Origin of the sequence: Priestia sp. JV24, assembly GCF_025910025.1 — a bacterium.
GTDB lineage: Bacteria > Bacillota > Bacilli > Bacillales > Bacillaceae_H > Priestia > Priestia megaterium.
In genome coordinates this window covers 183,488-199,343 of sequence record NZ_JAPCIN010000012.1, presented here as the reverse complement: position 1 = coordinate 199,343, position 15,856 = coordinate 183,488, and the positions used below count along the sequence as shown (strand labels likewise).

General features: G+C 37.4%; 19 protein-coding genes. 8 read left to right on the top strand and 11 right to left on the bottom strand.

The window, feature by feature from the left end; all coding sequences use genetic code 11:
- Positions 1-33: 33 nt before the first annotated feature.
- Both OK414_RS06700 and OK414_RS06695 read right to left on the bottom strand, forming a co-directional pair.
- Positions 34-1,224: an FtsW/RodA/SpoVE family cell cycle protein gene (locus OK414_RS06700; RefSeq protein ID WP_016763444.1), complete on the bottom strand. Its 1,191-nt coding sequence runs from the start codon at positions 1,222-1,224 to the stop codon at positions 34-36.
- Between the two features lie 143 nt (positions 1,225-1,367).
- On the bottom strand, positions 1,368-1,634 hold the full coding sequence (locus OK414_RS06695; RefSeq protein WP_370506486.1) for a YlaN family protein: 267 nt from the start codon (positions 1,632-1,634) through the stop codon (positions 1,368-1,370).
- Between the two features lie 281 nt (positions 1,635-1,915).
- On the opposite strand from OK414_RS06695, the gene OK414_RS06690 reads away from it, so the two are divergent.
- Positions 1,916-2,416 carry a hypothetical protein gene (locus tag OK414_RS06690; RefSeq protein ID WP_013082306.1) on the top strand — a complete coding sequence of 167 codons (501 nt, stop codon included), beginning with the start codon at positions 1,916-1,918 and terminating at the stop codon, positions 2,414-2,416.
- 37 nt (positions 2,417-2,453) lie between these two features.
- Here OK414_RS06690 and OK414_RS06685 read toward each other — a convergent pair whose 3' ends face one another.
- A complete protein-coding gene (locus tag OK414_RS06685; RefSeq protein ID WP_013056072.1) occupies positions 2,454-3,782 on the bottom strand; it encodes a PhoH family protein in 1,329 nt (442 codons plus the stop codon).
- A 216-nt stretch (positions 3,783-3,998) separates the two neighbouring features.
- Here OK414_RS06685 and OK414_RS06680 point away from each other — a divergent pair, with 216 nt between their 5' ends.
- Entirely contained in the window at positions 3,999-4,598 is a 600-nt protein-coding gene (locus OK414_RS06680) for a YhcN/YlaJ family sporulation lipoprotein (protein ID WP_034653464.1), read from the top strand.
- A gap of 26 nt (positions 4,599-4,624) precedes the next feature.
- Here OK414_RS06680 and OK414_RS06675 read toward each other — a convergent pair whose 3' ends face one another.
- Entirely contained in the window at positions 4,625-5,080 is a 456-nt protein-coding gene (locus OK414_RS06675; RefSeq protein ID WP_013082304.1) for a pyridoxamine 5'-phosphate oxidase family protein, read from the bottom strand.
- A gap of 185 nt (positions 5,081-5,265) precedes the next feature.
- Between OK414_RS06675 and OK414_RS06670 the strand changes: the two genes are divergently transcribed.
- Positions 5,266-5,466, top strand: a complete 201-nt coding sequence (locus OK414_RS06670; protein WP_013056069.1) for a YlaI family protein — start codon at positions 5,266-5,268, stop codon at positions 5,464-5,466.
- Between the two features lies 1 nt (position 5,467).
- Positions 5,468-5,902, top strand: a complete 435-nt coding sequence (locus tag OK414_RS06665) for a hypothetical protein (protein WP_205662509.1) — start codon at positions 5,468-5,470, stop codon at positions 5,900-5,902.
- 26 nt (positions 5,903-5,928) lie between these two features.
- Here OK414_RS06665 and OK414_RS06660 read toward each other — a convergent pair whose 3' ends face one another.
- Together OK414_RS06660 and typA are read right to left on the bottom strand one after the other, a co-directional pair.
- A complete protein-coding gene (locus OK414_RS06660; RefSeq protein WP_013082301.1) occupies positions 5,929-6,246 on the bottom strand; it encodes a YlaH-like family protein in 318 nt (105 codons plus the stop codon).
- 160 nt (positions 6,247-6,406) lie between these two features.
- Positions 6,407-8,245, bottom strand: coding sequence for a translational GTPase TypA (typA, locus tag OK414_RS06655; protein WP_013056066.1), 1,839 nt, complete (start codon positions 8,243-8,245; stop codon positions 6,407-6,409).
- A gap of 113 nt (positions 8,246-8,358) precedes the next feature.
- On the opposite strand from typA, the gene OK414_RS06650 reads away from it, so the two are divergent.
- Complete coding sequence (locus OK414_RS06650; RefSeq protein WP_016763441.1) at positions 8,359-8,544, top strand: YlaF family protein; 186 nt, start codon at positions 8,359-8,361, stop codon at positions 8,542-8,544.
- Positions 8,545-8,652: 108 nt separating this feature from the next.
- Here OK414_RS06650 and OK414_RS06645 read toward each other — a convergent pair whose 3' ends face one another.
- Together OK414_RS06645 and OK414_RS06640 are read right to left on the bottom strand one after the other, a co-directional pair.
- Positions 8,653-9,459, bottom strand: a complete 807-nt coding sequence (locus OK414_RS06645; RefSeq protein ID WP_016763440.1) for an inositol monophosphatase family protein — start codon at positions 9,457-9,459, stop codon at positions 8,653-8,655.
- Between the two features lie 195 nt (positions 9,460-9,654).
- A complete protein-coding gene (locus OK414_RS06640) occupies positions 9,655-9,840 on the bottom strand; it encodes a hypothetical protein (protein ID WP_013056063.1) in 186 nt (61 codons plus the stop codon).
- A 267-nt stretch (positions 9,841-10,107) separates the two neighbouring features.
- Between OK414_RS06640 and OK414_RS06635 the strand changes: the two genes are divergently transcribed.
- Positions 10,108-10,743, top strand: a complete 636-nt coding sequence (locus OK414_RS06635; RefSeq protein ID WP_034653469.1) for a YktB family protein — start codon at positions 10,108-10,110, stop codon at positions 10,741-10,743.
- Between the two features lie 276 nt (positions 10,744-11,019).
- On the opposite strand, the gene OK414_RS06630 is transcribed toward OK414_RS06635, so the two are convergent.
- On the bottom strand, positions 11,020-11,289 hold the full coding sequence (locus OK414_RS06630; RefSeq protein WP_013056061.1) for a UPF0223 family protein: 270 nt from the start codon (positions 11,287-11,289) through the stop codon (positions 11,020-11,022).
- A gap of 531 nt (positions 11,290-11,820) precedes the next feature.
- Here OK414_RS06630 and OK414_RS06625 point away from each other — a divergent pair.
- Complete coding sequence (locus OK414_RS06625) at positions 11,821-13,296, top strand: aminotransferase class I/II-fold pyridoxal phosphate-dependent enzyme (RefSeq protein ID WP_013056060.1); 1,476 nt, start codon at positions 11,821-11,823, stop codon at positions 13,294-13,296.
- 34 nt (positions 13,297-13,330) lie between these two features.
- On the opposite strand, the gene OK414_RS06620 is transcribed toward OK414_RS06625, so the two are convergent.
- Positions 13,331-13,456, bottom strand: coding sequence for a GapA-binding peptide SR1P (locus tag OK414_RS06620; RefSeq protein ID WP_013056059.1), 126 nt, complete (start codon positions 13,454-13,456; stop codon positions 13,331-13,333).
- Between the two features lie 394 nt (positions 13,457-13,850).
- On the opposite strand from OK414_RS06620, the gene OK414_RS06615 reads away from it, so the two are divergent.
- Positions 13,851-15,371 (top strand): glycine betaine uptake BCCT transporter, encoded by a 1,521-nt coding sequence (locus OK414_RS06615; protein ID WP_034653471.1) that lies wholly within the window; start codon positions 13,851-13,853, stop codon positions 15,369-15,371.
- A 49-nt stretch (positions 15,372-15,420) separates the two neighbouring features.
- Here the strand turns inward: OK414_RS06615 and OK414_RS06610 are convergent, their stop codons facing one another.
- Positions 15,421-15,663, bottom strand: a complete 243-nt coding sequence (locus OK414_RS06610) for a hypothetical protein (RefSeq protein WP_016763437.1) — start codon at positions 15,661-15,663, stop codon at positions 15,421-15,423.
- Positions 15,664-15,856 lie beyond the last annotated feature (193 nt).

The window sequence follows — 15,856 nt, the reverse complement described above, 5'->3', positions numbered from 1 at the left end:
TTTTGCTTTTTTTACACATTTTTTTCACGAAAATCAATCGCTTGTTGTTGATGTATTGTTCGGATGTAGCACAATATTTTCCGTATTTTTCTGTTTTTTATTTTGATAGTTTACGAAAAACGAAATATTTACAATAATTCCCATAGATACCATCAGCGTTAGCAGCGAAGACCCTCCGTAACTGATAAACGGAAGCGTGACCCCGGTAATCGGAATGAGTCCCGTAAGCCCTCCAAGGTTAATGCCTGTTTGAATACCTATCATACTGGCTACTCCAATACAAATCATGCTGGCAAACGGATCCTGAGATTTTTTAGCCAGCATTAAAATCCTGAAAATTAAGAAGCCTAAAAGACCCAGCACAAGCATAACTCCAAAGAACCCTAATTCTTCTGCAATAATAGCCATAATGAAATCGGTATGGGGCTCCGGAAGATAACCATACTTTTGTACACTTTCTCCTAAACCAAGGCCTTTTAAGCCTCCTGTACCTATTGCTAAATATGAATTAACCAGCTGATAACCGGTTCCTTGAGCATTCGTAAATGGATCTGATGCACCGGTAAAACGGCCAATTCGATTGGGAGTAAACTGCCCTGTAAAAAAACCAATCGTAATAATTACCGTAAGCAAAATGATACCTAGTGCTAGCATGCGGAAAAAGGTTTTTTTAGAGATTCCCGAACATAGCATAATGGTAACGGCAATAGCAAAAATAATTGATCCCGTTCCAAGGTCAGGCTGAATAGCTACAAAGCCTAATATTAGAAATACAAGACCCATAGGTCCAAAAAAAGCTTTTTTGATGTTGTCAATATACTCTTGCCTTTTAGACAAAACATACGATAAGTATAAAATGACAACAAGCTTGGCATACTCAGCCGGCTGCATGTTTGCCCCGCCAAGCTGCAGCCAACTTTGCGCATTGTTACTCGTATGCCCCATTACAAACACAAGCAAAAGCAGTACAAAAATCCCTAGAATCGCATAAGGCAGTATTTTAGGATACAGCTTGTAAGGTGTTAGCATTGTTAAAATGAACAATACAAGCGTAAAAGCAAGCCACATTTTTTGTCTGTTGTAAAAGAAATCGCTTGATGTATGATATCTTGTAATACTTACAATCATACTTGAACTGTAAACCATAACTAGTCCAACCGCACAAAGAAGCAGCACTGGAATTACAATTGAATAGTCAAAATGCCTAAATATTTTTTTTACCATAACCCTCTTCCTTTAAAAATGACGTGTTTCTGTTTCGTTTCATCTTTTATGTACAAATTTGAGTAAATTAGGAAATTTCAACCACCTGTAATAAAAAACTCAAACTACGTTTGTATATAGTTTGAGTTTCGATCGCGTGATTTTTATTTTTTTGTAAACGCTTCATGCAGTGCAGAAAGTTCACGCTCGAGGCGGTCTAGCAATGTTTTTCCAACACGTTCATCAATTAAACCAAGACGAACTGCAAAATCAATTTCTCTTGATAAACCAAACATTTGTGTATCTAAAACCTCTTCATAAAGAGGACATTGTGGCATTGTTAAGTTATCCATTTGAACTTGAATTAATTGCAAAATCTTATCTGCATCAGCTTTTAACAACGCATACGCTTTTTCACGATGATCTATCATTGTCTCAGGCGTCAAACTCAATCCCTCCGTTCGCGAGCGATTACCTAATCTATCTCTCAATTTTAAAGGCTATGCTCCAAAAAAGCAAGGATAAACATGTCCGTGAGGCTGGCCGTCTTTTTTATACTGTTACTTTCTCAAAACCGTTACCATAGATGTAGGAAATTTCGCACTTTCGTTGACCTTTACATTATATCATACGAGAATCACTCTCAACTAAATTTTTTCATCAAAGTGACAAATAAGTAGAAAGCGCTTATACTTTTAGCAAGGGGGCATTTATGATGAATTCAATTATTATGTTAAAAGGAAAAGTAAAATATACACTGACACTCGACCCAAGCGTGTGGATTTTCGATGACCGCAAGCTCGATATGGAGGTTTTCTTTGAACATCCACCGGAGCAAAAAGACGAGACAGAAGCGTACACAAAGGCTGTTTCGAAGCATTGGGACCGTGAAATTCAAGAGGGAGCCGTCTTTCCTCCTACGTTAAAAACCGAAAAGAAATTCAAAAAACAGGAGCTAGTAAATGGAACATTCGGCATTTTATTTGCACCTTTTCTAGCTAACGCTTCACCTACTGAAGAAGCTACCAACGTTTCATTTAAAACAAAAGACGCACTGATTTCTTTTTCATTAGAAGAAGCACAAAAACTAATCTTTGGTTTCAGCCAAGATGGAAAGCCTCTTAGAGAAGATGGGCCTATCTATGTCTATTTACCTGACGGATCTAACCGAAATAACCCTATTAAATATGTGGAAGAAATCATCGTTACATAATAAAAGAAGCGGGGTTCCAAAAGGAACCCCGCTTCTTTTAAAGAATATCAGCTGCTAATTGTGCTAGCCCGGAGCGCTCTCCTTTGATTAACCGAACGTGGCCCGATACTTTTTGCTCTTTAAACTTTTCAACTACGTACGTTAATCCGTTGTTATACTCATCTAAATAAGGATGATCAATTTGAGCCGGATCTCCCATAAGGACAATTTTACTCTTTTCCCCTACCCTTGTTAAAATTGTTTTAATTTCATGCTTCGTTAAATTTTGCGCTTCATCAATAATAATGAACTGTTCCGGAATGCTTCGGCCTCTTATATACGTCAAGGCTTCCACTTCTATTGAACTGAGCCCTGCTAGAATGGCATCCAATTCTCCAGGTTTTTTAGTGTTAAATAAGTACTCTAGGTTATCATAAATTGGTTGCATCCATGGACGAAGTTTCTCCTGCTTTTCTCCTGGCAAGAATCCAATATCTTTTCCTAAAGGAACAATTGGACGAGCTACAAGTAGCTTTTTAAAACATCCTAGATCTTCCGTCTGCATAAGTCCTGAAGCTAAAGCAAGCAGCGTTTTACCCGTACCTGCCTTTCCAATTAACGTGACCAGTTGAACGTCGTCTCTAAGAAGAAGTTCTAAAGCCATGATTTGCTGAACATTTCGAGGTTTGATTCCCCAGATATGATCATATTCAAATAAAAGCTTTTTTACTTTCGTTGTTGTTTGATCGACAATGCCGATGGCTGATCCGGATCCCCCAAATGCATCTTTCATCACTAAGAATTGATTTGCAAAAAAGGAGTGGTTCGCAATTTGAGACGTTAGCAGTTCTCCTTTTTCGTAAAATTGACTCAGCAGTTCTTTTGCAATATAGACTTCCGAAAAGCCTGTATAAATACTATTGAATTCCACTACTCGATCACTTAAAAAATCTTCTGCTCTTAAGCCGATTGCGTCAGCCTTCACACGTACCAACACATCTTTACTCACTAGTATCACTTCACGTCCATCTTCTTTTGTTTCCTCTTCAAGAGATAGATTTTTAGCAACAGCTAAAATTCGATTATCATTTGTTTTTTCCACAAAGATTTCTTGAAGCTGTTGAAAAGAGCGATGATTGAGTTCAATTCGCAAATGGCCCCCATTTTCTAAAGGGATTTTCTCATATAACTTTCCATGTTGTCTCAAGTTATCAATGAGTTTGGATACCTGCCTTGCATTTCGTCCGACTTCATCCATATTTCTTTTTTTCGAATCAACTTCTTCTAGCACAACGGCTGGAATCACTACTTCATTATCATCAAATGAAAAAATTGAATGCGGATCTTGTAATAAAACATTCGTATCTAATACATAAATTTTTCCCAATAATTCAGCCTCCTACTCCGATTGTTTTTCCTGTAAGGAGTGAAACAAGGCACCCATCCATTTATATACTATGTAACGCACATGTGTGAAGTGACCTTAAATGGACGGACCATTTTCTTTAAATATATGAACACGTGTATAAAGATAGAAGAACTATTAGAAACTAAATACAAATTACTACAAAAAATGAGTCATTCATAAGGAGGAGTCTCCCACATGAACAAATTTTTTCTATCCATTAGCTTATGTTTTATTACACTAACCGGCTGTAACAATAACCAAGCAGACATTGAAGAAGGGCAAAAAACAGATCGAATTGTACAGGTCAAAAATTCATCTCCTGAGCGCTCTCACAAGCGTACTGCTAATGAAATATCAGCTCATTTAGTCGAACTGGCTTCAAGCGTTCCGAATGTAAATGATGCTACTGCCATTGTGCTCGGTAAGTATGCAATCGTAGGCATTGACGTCGGCAAAGACATTGATCGTTCAGAAGTAAGTTCAATCAAATATACAGTTGCCGAAGGTCTGAAAGCTGATCCGTACGGCGCTAATTCTGTTGTTATTGCAGATCCTGATACGGTCGCTCGGCTAAAACAAATTGGAAATGAAATTCGCAAAGGTCGGCCGGTTACAGGATTTTTAGATGAATTAGCAGCCATTGTAAACCGAGTGATGCCTGAATTTGCAGAAGAAATTCGCCGAAATCCTAGCTCAACAGATACAAACAATCAAAAATTAAATAATAAACAAGAGCAAAATTTAAAGAATGAGCAGGAAAAACAATCTAATAATCATCTTCAAAAAAATGAATAAGAAAGTCGCTTAGCGGCAGGCTGCTGCTAAGCTTTTTTTATCGCTTCAATTACTTGCTTATCGAGTTTAGCAGCTGCTACTGGATCATAGGTCTTTTCATATGAAGGGTTTACTGAAATCTTAGAACCATAGAACATAACATCTCTTACTTCATTAATATCTAGTTCGATTAGCGTCAGCTTTAAAGCTACTCCTTCTAACTTTTCTTGCACTACCTCAGCTATTCCGCTGATTGAGTAGCATGATTCATTAGCAAGAATATTTACCACTGCTTTATTCGTATGTTTAATGTTTTCTACAATCCTCGATTTGACATCTACGGCAAATCGAATTTTTTGTTTAGTCGGAGCTACTAACCACGAAATGGCACTAACATTTGGACCGTTTGTTTCAAAATCAATAGTTGAAATGGTTGCAAATCTCTCTGTCTGTAGCTCATCGTATAATGCATCTACTAGTTGAGTCTCGACTTCGTTGGCCATTTTCATCCCTCCTACTGTTTATGTACTTACTAGTTACTATCTTCGAGCTAACAAGCAAAATTACCTGCTTCTTTAGGAATGTTTTCCTATCGTTCCTTTTCTACTGAGAGACAGCACCGCAAAAAAACTTTATAAAACAAGAATTTTCGGCTAGAATGATGTATAGAGAAGTTGAGGTGATAGAAATGAGAGTACAATGTGTCATGTGCGATAAAATTGAAACAATTGAGGATGAAACGCTCGTAGCAAAACGACTGCGCAACCGTCCTATCCATACATATATGTGCAATGAATGTTCTGAACGGATTGAAAAACGAACAAAAGAACGCATAGCTACTGGCAACTTTAAACTATATGAGTCGAAAAAGACAGAGGAGGATTGGTAAGGTGCTCCGATTAGGAATAAGTATTGGCATGTTAAGCGGGATTATCCTTGGGTTATGTTTAAAATGGATAGAATGGCTAACCGGCAAACAAGTTTATACCCTTTTATTAAATGTTGATTTTATTCCTATCATTGGCCCTATTCAATGGCCTGAATGGGTAGAGTTTGTTTTTCATTTGCTCATTGCCGCTGCAATTGGGATCGTTTTTGTTTACATAGTAGGTAAATTAATTAATATGTCTATTCGAAAAATCGTATTGTGTTCCTTTTTATTAACACTTCCAACCATTCCTTTGTATTTTCCGTTGACGCTGCTTGCGCTCAAGCCTACGCCTGCGGTGGATGATGCAGTAGCGATTTTTTATTGGACAGCTGGCCATTTAGTTTTCACAGCCGCTCTTGTCTTCGGCTATATCATACTAAAAAGACGCTTGTAGCTACAAGCGTCTTTTTATGTAGTCGTTTATGAACCCAACGAGGAGTTTTGCTTTTTAGCCTGATACAGCCGTATTTTATAAATAATTAATACAAGTGCTGCAACCACAAGCCCTTCAGCTACAGGTAAAAAAATGCCTAAAAACGTTAAAATCGTACATCCAAAAGCTAAAAATAGATAAATAACCACAGATTTTAAAAGCGGCAGTTTCTTTGCAAACCCGAGTTTGTACACGAGAACAGATAGCCCTAAAATGGTAAAGTATAACAGCCACATTCCTATTTTTGCATGTTCATCTACTTGATACAGAGCGGCAAAAAATGAAAGGTGTTCTTTTACATCCATACTTCTTCCCCCTATTCCTTACTTTATATTATTCGATATAAGCCACCTTTTTCCTTTCCAAACCCCTTCTTTATAAAACGCTTTCAAAAAATAGAAAATTCTGATATAATAGATAAAAAACAAGCCGCTAGCAGATAGAGCTAACGACTTACTTTTTTTATTATTTCGTGTCAGCGTATTTTTTCTTTTTCGCTGCTTTTTCACGTTCATTTTTATCAAGAATTTTTTTACGTAAACGAATAGATTCTGGTGTGATTTCACAATATTCATCTTCGTTTAAATATTCAAGTGATTGCTCTAAAGACATAATACGAGGTTTTTTCATGCCTGTTGTTTGATCTTTATTAGCAGAACGCATATTCGTCATTTGCTTCATTTTACAGATGTTAACAACGATATCATTTTCACGAGTGTGTTCTCCTACGATCATACCTTCGTATACTTCTGTACCTGGCTCAACGAAAATTGTACCGCGGTCTTCTACGCCTTGGATTCCATAAGTAGATGATTTACCGCTTTCCATAGAAACAAGCACACCTTGACGGCGACCTCCAACTTGACCTTGCTGCATTGGCTGGTAGCTATCAAATGAATGGTTAATGATACCGAATCCACGAGTTAACGATAAGAACTCAGTTGTATAACCGATTAAACCACGTGCAGGAACCATAAAGATCAGACGCACTTGACCGCTGCCGTTGTTAATCATATCAACCATTTCACCTTTACGAGCACCCATCGATTCCATAATAGAACCCGTATGTTCTTCAGGCACGTCGATTTGCACACGTTCAACTGGCTCACAGCGCACGCCATCAATTTCACGAACGATTACTTCAGGTTTTGATACTTGAATCTCATATCCTTCACGACGCATATTTTCAATTAAGATAGATAAATGAAGTTCTCCACGTCCTGAAACAACCCATACATCCGGTGAATCAGTATTTTCCACGCGTAAACTTACATCCGTCTCAAGTTCAGACATTAAGCGCTCTTCAATTTTACGAGATGTAACAAATTTACCTTCACGACCAGCAAACGGTGAATTGTTTACTAAGAACGTCATTTGTAAAGTAGGTTCATCAATACGTAAAATTGGCAGTGCATCTTGGTGGTCAAACGGACATACGGTTTCACCTACGTTGATGTCTTCCATTCCTGATACAGCGATCAGGTCTCCTGCTTTTGCTTCTTCGATTTCAACACGCTTTAAGCCTAGGAAACCGAATAATTTTGTTACACGGAATTGTTTTACCGTACCGTCAAGCTTCATTAATGCAACTTGCTGGCCTACTTTCATTGTTCCGCGGAATACGCGACCTACACCGATACGACCAAGATAGTCATTGTAGTCAAGCATTGCCACTTGGAATTGAAGTGGTTCGTCGCTGTTGTCTACCGGTGCTGGAATGTGCTCAATGATTGAGTCAAATAGAGATGACATGTTCTCATCTTGCTTTTCAGGGTTCGTGCTAGCTGTTCCGTTGATTGCTGAAGCATAAACAACAGGGAACTCAATTTGTTCCTCGCTTGCACCTAGTTCAATAAATAAGTCAATTACTTCATCCACTACTTCAGTTGGACGAGCAAAGTCACGGTCAATTTTGTTAACAACAACAATCGGCGTTAAGTTTTGCTCTAATGCTTTTTTCAATACAAAGCGAGTTTGAGGCATACATCCTTCATATGCGTCTACTACAAGTAGAACACCGTCTACCATTTTCATAATACGCTCAACTTCTCCACCGAAGTCAGCATGTCCCGGCGTATCCATAATGTTGATACGCGTATCTTTATAATTAATAGCTGTGTTTTTCGCTAAAATTGTAATTCCACGCTCACGCTCAAGGTCATTTGAATCCATCGCACGTTCTTCAACATGCTCATTAGTACGGAATGTTCCGGACTGATGTAATAATTTATCTACTAACGTTGTTTTCCCATGGTCTACATGGGCAATAATGGCAATATTACGTAAATCTTTACGAATGTTCACGCATTTCACTCCTATGCTTGTAATAACTAAGCTATTATATCACACTAACTCTAGAATTGCAGAATGATTTTGTTGTACACTATAAATATCCTTTATAAATGGGAGGAATCAACATGAGAAACATTAAGTGGGTATTTGTTTTATATGCATTTATCGCAACTGCGGCAATTATGTCAATCGGCATATTTATCGGAGAAGGAAGCGCTCTCGGAGTCATTTTAGCTATCGCAGCTTTAATTGTTGTAATGGGCCTTGGCTTTACGACTAAGAAAAAAATGCGAGAAAAAGGGCAGCTGTAATTTTTTTGCGATGATTGAAAGCGTCATGGCCATTTGCAACATCAAAATGGTTCATGACGTTTTTTCATCACAAAATTCTTTGCCTACACGTAAGTCTTCACTTCTATTTTATTTATTCCACTTTCCTTCAAGGTACGTACGAAAGATTTCGTCATGTAATGTTGGTTTGCTTACAAATACACTGCTTTTTTCAAGAATTTCTAACGGCTTTCCTTCTAAATCCGTCATAACTCCTCCAACTTCTTCAATCAATACTTTACCGGCAGCAAAGTCCCATGGAGCCAAACGTAGAGTAATGTATCCATCCAAGCGTCCAGCCGCTACGTAAGCAAGCTCAATAGCTGCGGATCCATATGAACGGGTCCCTCTTACTTTGCGCACAAGCGGACTTAATACGGAAGGATCAATACGGCGGTTCTCCGTTACCCATGTTGCATTTAGGCTAATAATAGCTTGTTCAACTGGTACAGGTTCAAGTTTCGGCAATTGGATGTCATTCATAAACGCGCCCTGTCCTTTTAAAGCATGATACAGCTCATTATGAATAACATCATAAATATAACCTGCTTGTCCTACACCATTTTCAAATATACCGATAGAAATAGCAAAATTCCGCTGCTGATGAACAAAGTTCATCGTCCCGTCGATTGGATCGATAATCCAAATCGTTCCTTCTTCTGATTCAAGCTCTTCTCCATATCCTTCTTCTCCAAGAATATGATGTTCCGGAAAGGTTTCATTGATTTTTGAGATAAAAAACTGTTCGATTTCTTTATCCATATTTGTTACTAAATCATTTGGATTCGATTTCGTTTGAATGAGAAGTTCTTTACTAAACGACTGTTGAATTTTTTGTCCAGCTTCTTTTAGCCACTCTTTAACGTATGTATCGATTTCTTTCCAGCGTTGCGTCATCTCAATTCCCCCTCAAAAATACGTCTCTTATTTAAGCTTAAAAAAACCTCTGCAAGATGTCAATTAACAGAGCACGTGGGAGAAGAACTGCCGCTTCTTCTCCCACGTGCTCTGTTACCACTTATGAATCTGCTCATTCAGTTTAATCCTTTTTTACAGTTTACCCTTATTTGTTCTATTTTATTCCCGTATCTGCTACTGAAGAGATATCATTTCTTCACGAAGTTTCTCGAGCTTTCGCTTACATTTTTGTTTTTGTTCCTCATTATTCTCCATCATGGCTTCATATAACGTCGCTAACTCGTAATCTAACTCCAAACGAATTACACCTAATCTTTTTTGTCCATCATTCTTCTTATACATATTCACCACTTGTTTCATGTTTCAAACACCCCTCTCAAATTATTGAACCCGCTTATAGAAAACTAAATTTTCAGATATTTTGATTGATATAGTCTATGTCGAAACCTAATCTCATGTAACTAAATTGTGTGATTACCTATAAAAAAATGATAGACACGTTTTGACAAGCATATGCGAATTAATTGGTGTTTATGCTTGTCATGTGGTAGAATCTTCGCGTAAATCATACTTACTTGCATAGATGCACAGCAGCTATACATATTCACTAAAAAACGGAGGTTTCACATGGCATTCTCAGGATTTTCACAAGATGACTTTAACGTATTCCGTATCGAGGGACTTGATGCACGTATGGAAGCCATCAAGACAACGATACGCCCAAAATTCGAACAATTGAGCAATCATTTTGCTCCTACTCTTTCTTCACTTTGTGGAGATGAAATGTTCGTACACATTGCCAAACATGCACGAAGAACAGTTAACCCGCCAGTAGATACGTGGGTAGCCTTTGCTAACAGTAAACGCGGGTATAAAAAGCTCCCTCATTTTCAAATTGGCCTTTGGGAAACACATGTCTTTGTGTGGTTCGCCGTCATTTACGAATCACCTATTAAAGAACAATTTGGAAAGCTGCTAAAACAAAACATTGAGGAGATTCGTCAAAATATCCCAGCCTCGTTTGTTTGGTCGAAAGATCATACAAAACCTGATAGTGACAAAATGGGCGACTTATCTTCTGAAGACTTAGAGAGTTTGTTTGAACGTCTAGAGACGGTTAAAAAAGCTGAGATCCTATGCGGCATTACAATTCCAAAAGAAGAAGCGATTGCAATGAACGGCGAAGAATGGATGGCTCGTATTGAACAAACATTTCATACGGTAACTCCATTATATGAACTAACTAAAAAAGCATATGCATAATTTTAACGAATTGATATAAAAAAATGAGGGTGAGACATAACGAAAGGAAGCTCATCGAAAGACCAATAAAGGGGATACATAAGCTGAAACGCTTGTGACACCGTAGTTGATTTCCCTGCAGGAGTCTTCGCCTTGCCCTCCAATCAACTGCTCGAAGAAACGAAACAGATAAACTCTATGTTCACCGTAACAAAAAAAACGAATCATTAATCAAACAATTTGATTAATGATTCGTTTTTTACTTTGGCTAAACTACTTTTGTCCCAGCCTCATTTTTTACATTTTTATAATATCTCCAGAAGAAGCAGCCTTTGCTTTTTGAATCGTTCGATAAGAAGAGTATTTGCTTTGATCTTCAAAATCGTTACAGATTGTTTTTTCTTCTGCTTTACTTGGCACAATTTCTTTAAATCGGCGATAGACTGCCATTAGGTGATCACGCTCAATACCTTTTTCATAAGCTCGTTCAATGCTTTCAAAAAACTTCACTACATCAATAATTTCTTCTGTACTCCAATCAAGGGAGATAGGGTATTGATATTCCACTTCTCATCACTCCATTTATTTCTTCAATCTATGTATATCTATATTCTTAACTCTATCACAATCTATAATGTACACAAAGTTTATTCTCTTTTCACACAAAAGAATTTCTCCTTTTTTTTCTTTTTATTTTCTCTTTAAAATATCTTTGCAAATGGGTTAATAAGTGCTATAATTCTTTTGTTTTATGGGGATTTTCAAAACATAAAGAACTATAAAATAATGAGTAATAAGCAGTTTACAATTACTTGTATTTTTTTAACTAAAAATTGTATTTATATTATCAAACAGTAGTAAACATACACGTTTCATTCATTTATATAATGGTTAAAATCAAGAAAACTGCCGAATAGAATTTCTGTTGAATTTCTTTTATAGAAAAAAGATGTGATATTTTAATATGTAGAATTCAACAGCCACTAGTTTTTGGTATATAAAATTGAATGCTGTAATTTGATAAAAAAACAATCAAAGTCCCTCTAAGCTTTGCTTAGAGGGACTGACAATTTATGATAAAAGAGGTGTATAGCAAAGTTGTCTTCTCAATTTTCAACTCCATTATTTACTGGATTAGTTAATCACGCTAAGAAAAACCCAACACAATTCCATATCCCTGGACATAAAAAAGGAAATGGAATGGATCCTGAATTCCGCTCATTTATTGGCGATGATGCTTTATCCATTGATTTAATTAATATCGGTCCTCTTGATGACCTTCACCAGCCAAAAGGCATTATCAAACAAGCGCAGGATTTAGCTGCAGAAGCATTCGGTGCTGACCATACTTTTTTCTCTGTTCAAGGAACGAGCGGAGCAATTATGGCAATGGTCATGGCGACATGTGGGCCTGGAGATAAAATTATCGTTCCTAGAAACGTGCATAAATCTGTTATGAGTGCGATTGTTTTTTCAGGAGCTACGCCTATTTTTATTCACCCTGAAATTGACGAAAATCTTGGCATTTCTCACGGTATTACATCGGACTCTGTAGAAAAAGCCTTAAAGCAGCACCCTGAAGCAAAAGCAGTACTTGTTATCAATCCAACTTATTTTGGAATTTCCGGAGACCTTCGTAAAATCGTAGAAATTGCCCACTCGTATCAAGTGCCTGTACTTGTTGATGAAGCTCACGGCGTTCATATTCACTTCCATGATGATTTGCCTTTGTCTGCTATGCAGGCCGGTGCAGATATGGCAGCAACAAGCGTGCATAAATTAGGCGGCTCTATGACGCAAAGTTCAATTCTAAATATACGCGAAGGCTTAATTTCTCCAAAACGTGTACAGTCTATTTTAAGCATGTTGACAACAACATCAACATCTTATCTGCTGCTGGCTTCTTTAGATGTTGCACGAAAACGTTTAGCTACAGAAGGAAAAGAGCTGGCTGAACGTGCAATTTCTCTTGCTGAAAAAGCACGAAAAGAAATTAATACCATTGAGCATATCCGATGTATAGGCAGAGAAATTTTAGGGACAAAAGCTACGTATGATTTAGACCCTACTAAATTAATTATTTCTGTTTCAGATTTAGGAATTACGGGCTATGACGTAGAAAAATGGATGCGTGAAGCTCATAATATCGAAGTTGAAATGTCTGACCTTTATAATATTCTATGTATTATCACGCCTGGAGATACAGAAGAAGATCTATTACGTCTGGTCACGGCTCTGCGTGAGTTATCTGCAAAATTCCATAATCTTTCTGAGACAACGGCAAAACCGGCTATTTTATTGCCTGATATTCCTGTATTGGCTTTAACACCTCGCGATGCTTTTTACGCTGAAACCGAAGTGGTACCTTTTCATGAGTCGGCAGGTCGTATTATTGCGGAATTTGTGATGGTCTATCCTCCTGGTATTCCTATTTTTATTCCTGGGGAAATCATCACTGAGGAAAATTTAACCTATATTGAAACAAACTTAGAGGCAGGTTTACCAGTGCAGGGTCCGGAAGATTTTGAATTAAAAACATTTCGTGTCATTAAAGAACATAAAGCAATTCAATAAAAAAGGTGCGGAAATCCGCACCTTTTTTTATTGATTAATCTAAATCTTCATCTGCTTTTTGACATTCTCCGCTTTTACATGTTGAGTATAATCGCGTCACTTTCTCATCTTCGAAATGATCAATTGTGCAGTTACATGTTTGACATACGATTGTTCCCATTTTGTAAACTCCCCTTTAACCGTCTTTTTTTTGTAAGCGTTTTACAACTCTTGATATTATATTATTATGTCACATTAAATATGTCAACAACTAATTAGTATGTCACATTAAAAATATTTTTCTCATAAATGTTATATTTGTTTTCAAAAAGCTGAACGCTTAGCATCATATCTATTTATATGAAAAAACAATGTCTAATTTCAAATCTATTTCATCACTTTAAAATAATTACGAAAAATAAAAATTTGTTCTCTTTCCGCTTTTTCTTACTAATGGGGTAGACATTTCATACAAACTTCACTAAAATGTATAACCATGTGGTTTCATATATACCTGAAAAGGCTATATGAAACACTATGTTATGTAAAATAGAATAGGAAAGGAGTGTTAATCGATGAAAAAACTGACTCCCGTTTTTATCATTTCGGTTATTATTGCTGCAGTATTTATCGTATGGGGTGTTATTCCGGAATCTACGCTAGGAAGCGCAGCGCTCACACCTGTTACATCGGCAATACATAGTTTTATCATCGAGAAATTTGGCTGGTATTACTTACTAGCAGCTACATTATTCTTAGTTTTTACACTGTACTTAATTTTTTCGAAGTACGGAAACATCAAACTAGGGAAGCCTGACGAAAAACCTCAGTATGGTTATGTCTCATGGTTTGCCATGTTATTTAGTGCTGGTATGGGCATTGGTCTTGTATTCTGGGGTGTCTCAGAACCAATCAATCATTTTCATACTCCACCTTCTGGTGAAGGCGGTACAGCAGAATCAGCTCGTGCAGCTCTACGCTATTCGTTTTTCCACTGGGGTTTACATCCTTGGGCTATTTATTCCGTTCTTGCACTGGCCCTTGCATATTTTCAATTTAGAAAAGGTTACCCGTTCATCATCAGCAATATTTTACGTCCACTACTAGGAAAACGTGTTGATGGGCCTCTTGGAACGATCATAAACGTCATCGCCGTATTTGCAACTGTCTTTGGGGTAGCAACATCTCTAGGACTTGGCGCTATTCAAATTACCGGTGGAGCCTCTTACTTGTCGCCAAGTATTGATAACAATTTCACGACTCAATTAATTGTTATTATTATCGTGACGTTCTTGTTCATGCTGTCAGCACAGACGGGGCTGAACAAAGGTATTAAGTATTTGAGTAACATTAATATTGTTTTAGCTATTCTGCTAATGCTGTTCTTGTTATTTGCAGGTCCAACCAACTTTATTATGGACTTATTCGTTACAACCATTGGCAGCTACATTCAAAACTTGCCGTCAATGAGTTTTCGATTGAGCCCGTTTGATAACAGCACCTGGGTTCAAGATTGGACAATTTTCTACTGGGCATGGTGGATTGCTTGGGCACCGTTTGTTGGTACGTTCATTGCTCGTATTTCACGAGGCAGAACCATTCGAGAATTTTTAATTGGTGTACTAGCTGTTCCGACCGTATTTGGTGGTTTATGGTTTGCCGTATTCGGAGGTTCTGGGGTCTATTTAGACTTTTTTAAAGACCTTCCTGTTATGGATGTTATTAATAATAAAGGAACAGAAGTTGCTTTATTCTATGTACTTGAACAGTTTCCATTTGGTACGTTCATGTCCATTGTCGCTATTTGCTTAATTGCTACATTCTTTATTACATCAGCTGACTCAGCTACATTTGTTTTAGGAATGCAGACAACAAATGGTGATCTAAATCCTTCAGGCTCTATTAAACTTACGTGGGGCTTAATTCAATCGTTAACAGCAATCATTCTGCTTTGGACAGGTGGTTTGGACGCGCTCCAAACAGCTGCGATTATAGCAGCACTTCCATTCTCAATTGTGCTAGTGCTAACGGTCTTCTCATTAATGAAAGCATTTAAAGAAGAAGGCGCATTGAAAAGAGAAAAGAAATCTGTGTAAGACAAAAAAAGCGTTAGCTTATATAAGCTAACGCTTTTTTTATGCAATCTTACGCTGTGCAAAATAAAATTAGTTGATAACATGTCAAGCAGACAGCTGAAGTTGTACCAGTCATCATAAGCGCCAGTCTTTTAGATTTGACGTTCATTTCTGCTATGCCGTAAGCTAAATAAGCAAATACTAAAAATAAAATAATTTTAGATGTCAACTGATCACGTTTTGATAGCAATTCAACCAGTGAATAACCCATCCAAATAACAATGTGTAAGCTCCAAACGAAATACGTCTTCATAGCTCCTACGCCGCCTTTTCATTCGTTATCCAAAAGAGCAGTTTTTTATCTACCTATAAGAAAGCACGTCCCACTTCATATGTATGCATCTAGAGCTCATTTAAGACTGCCTCAGCGTTTTTACACGTTTCTTCTAAAAAGGAGTGCTCATCAGCAACAAAAACTGTCTGACAAGCACCTGGTGCTTTGTGAA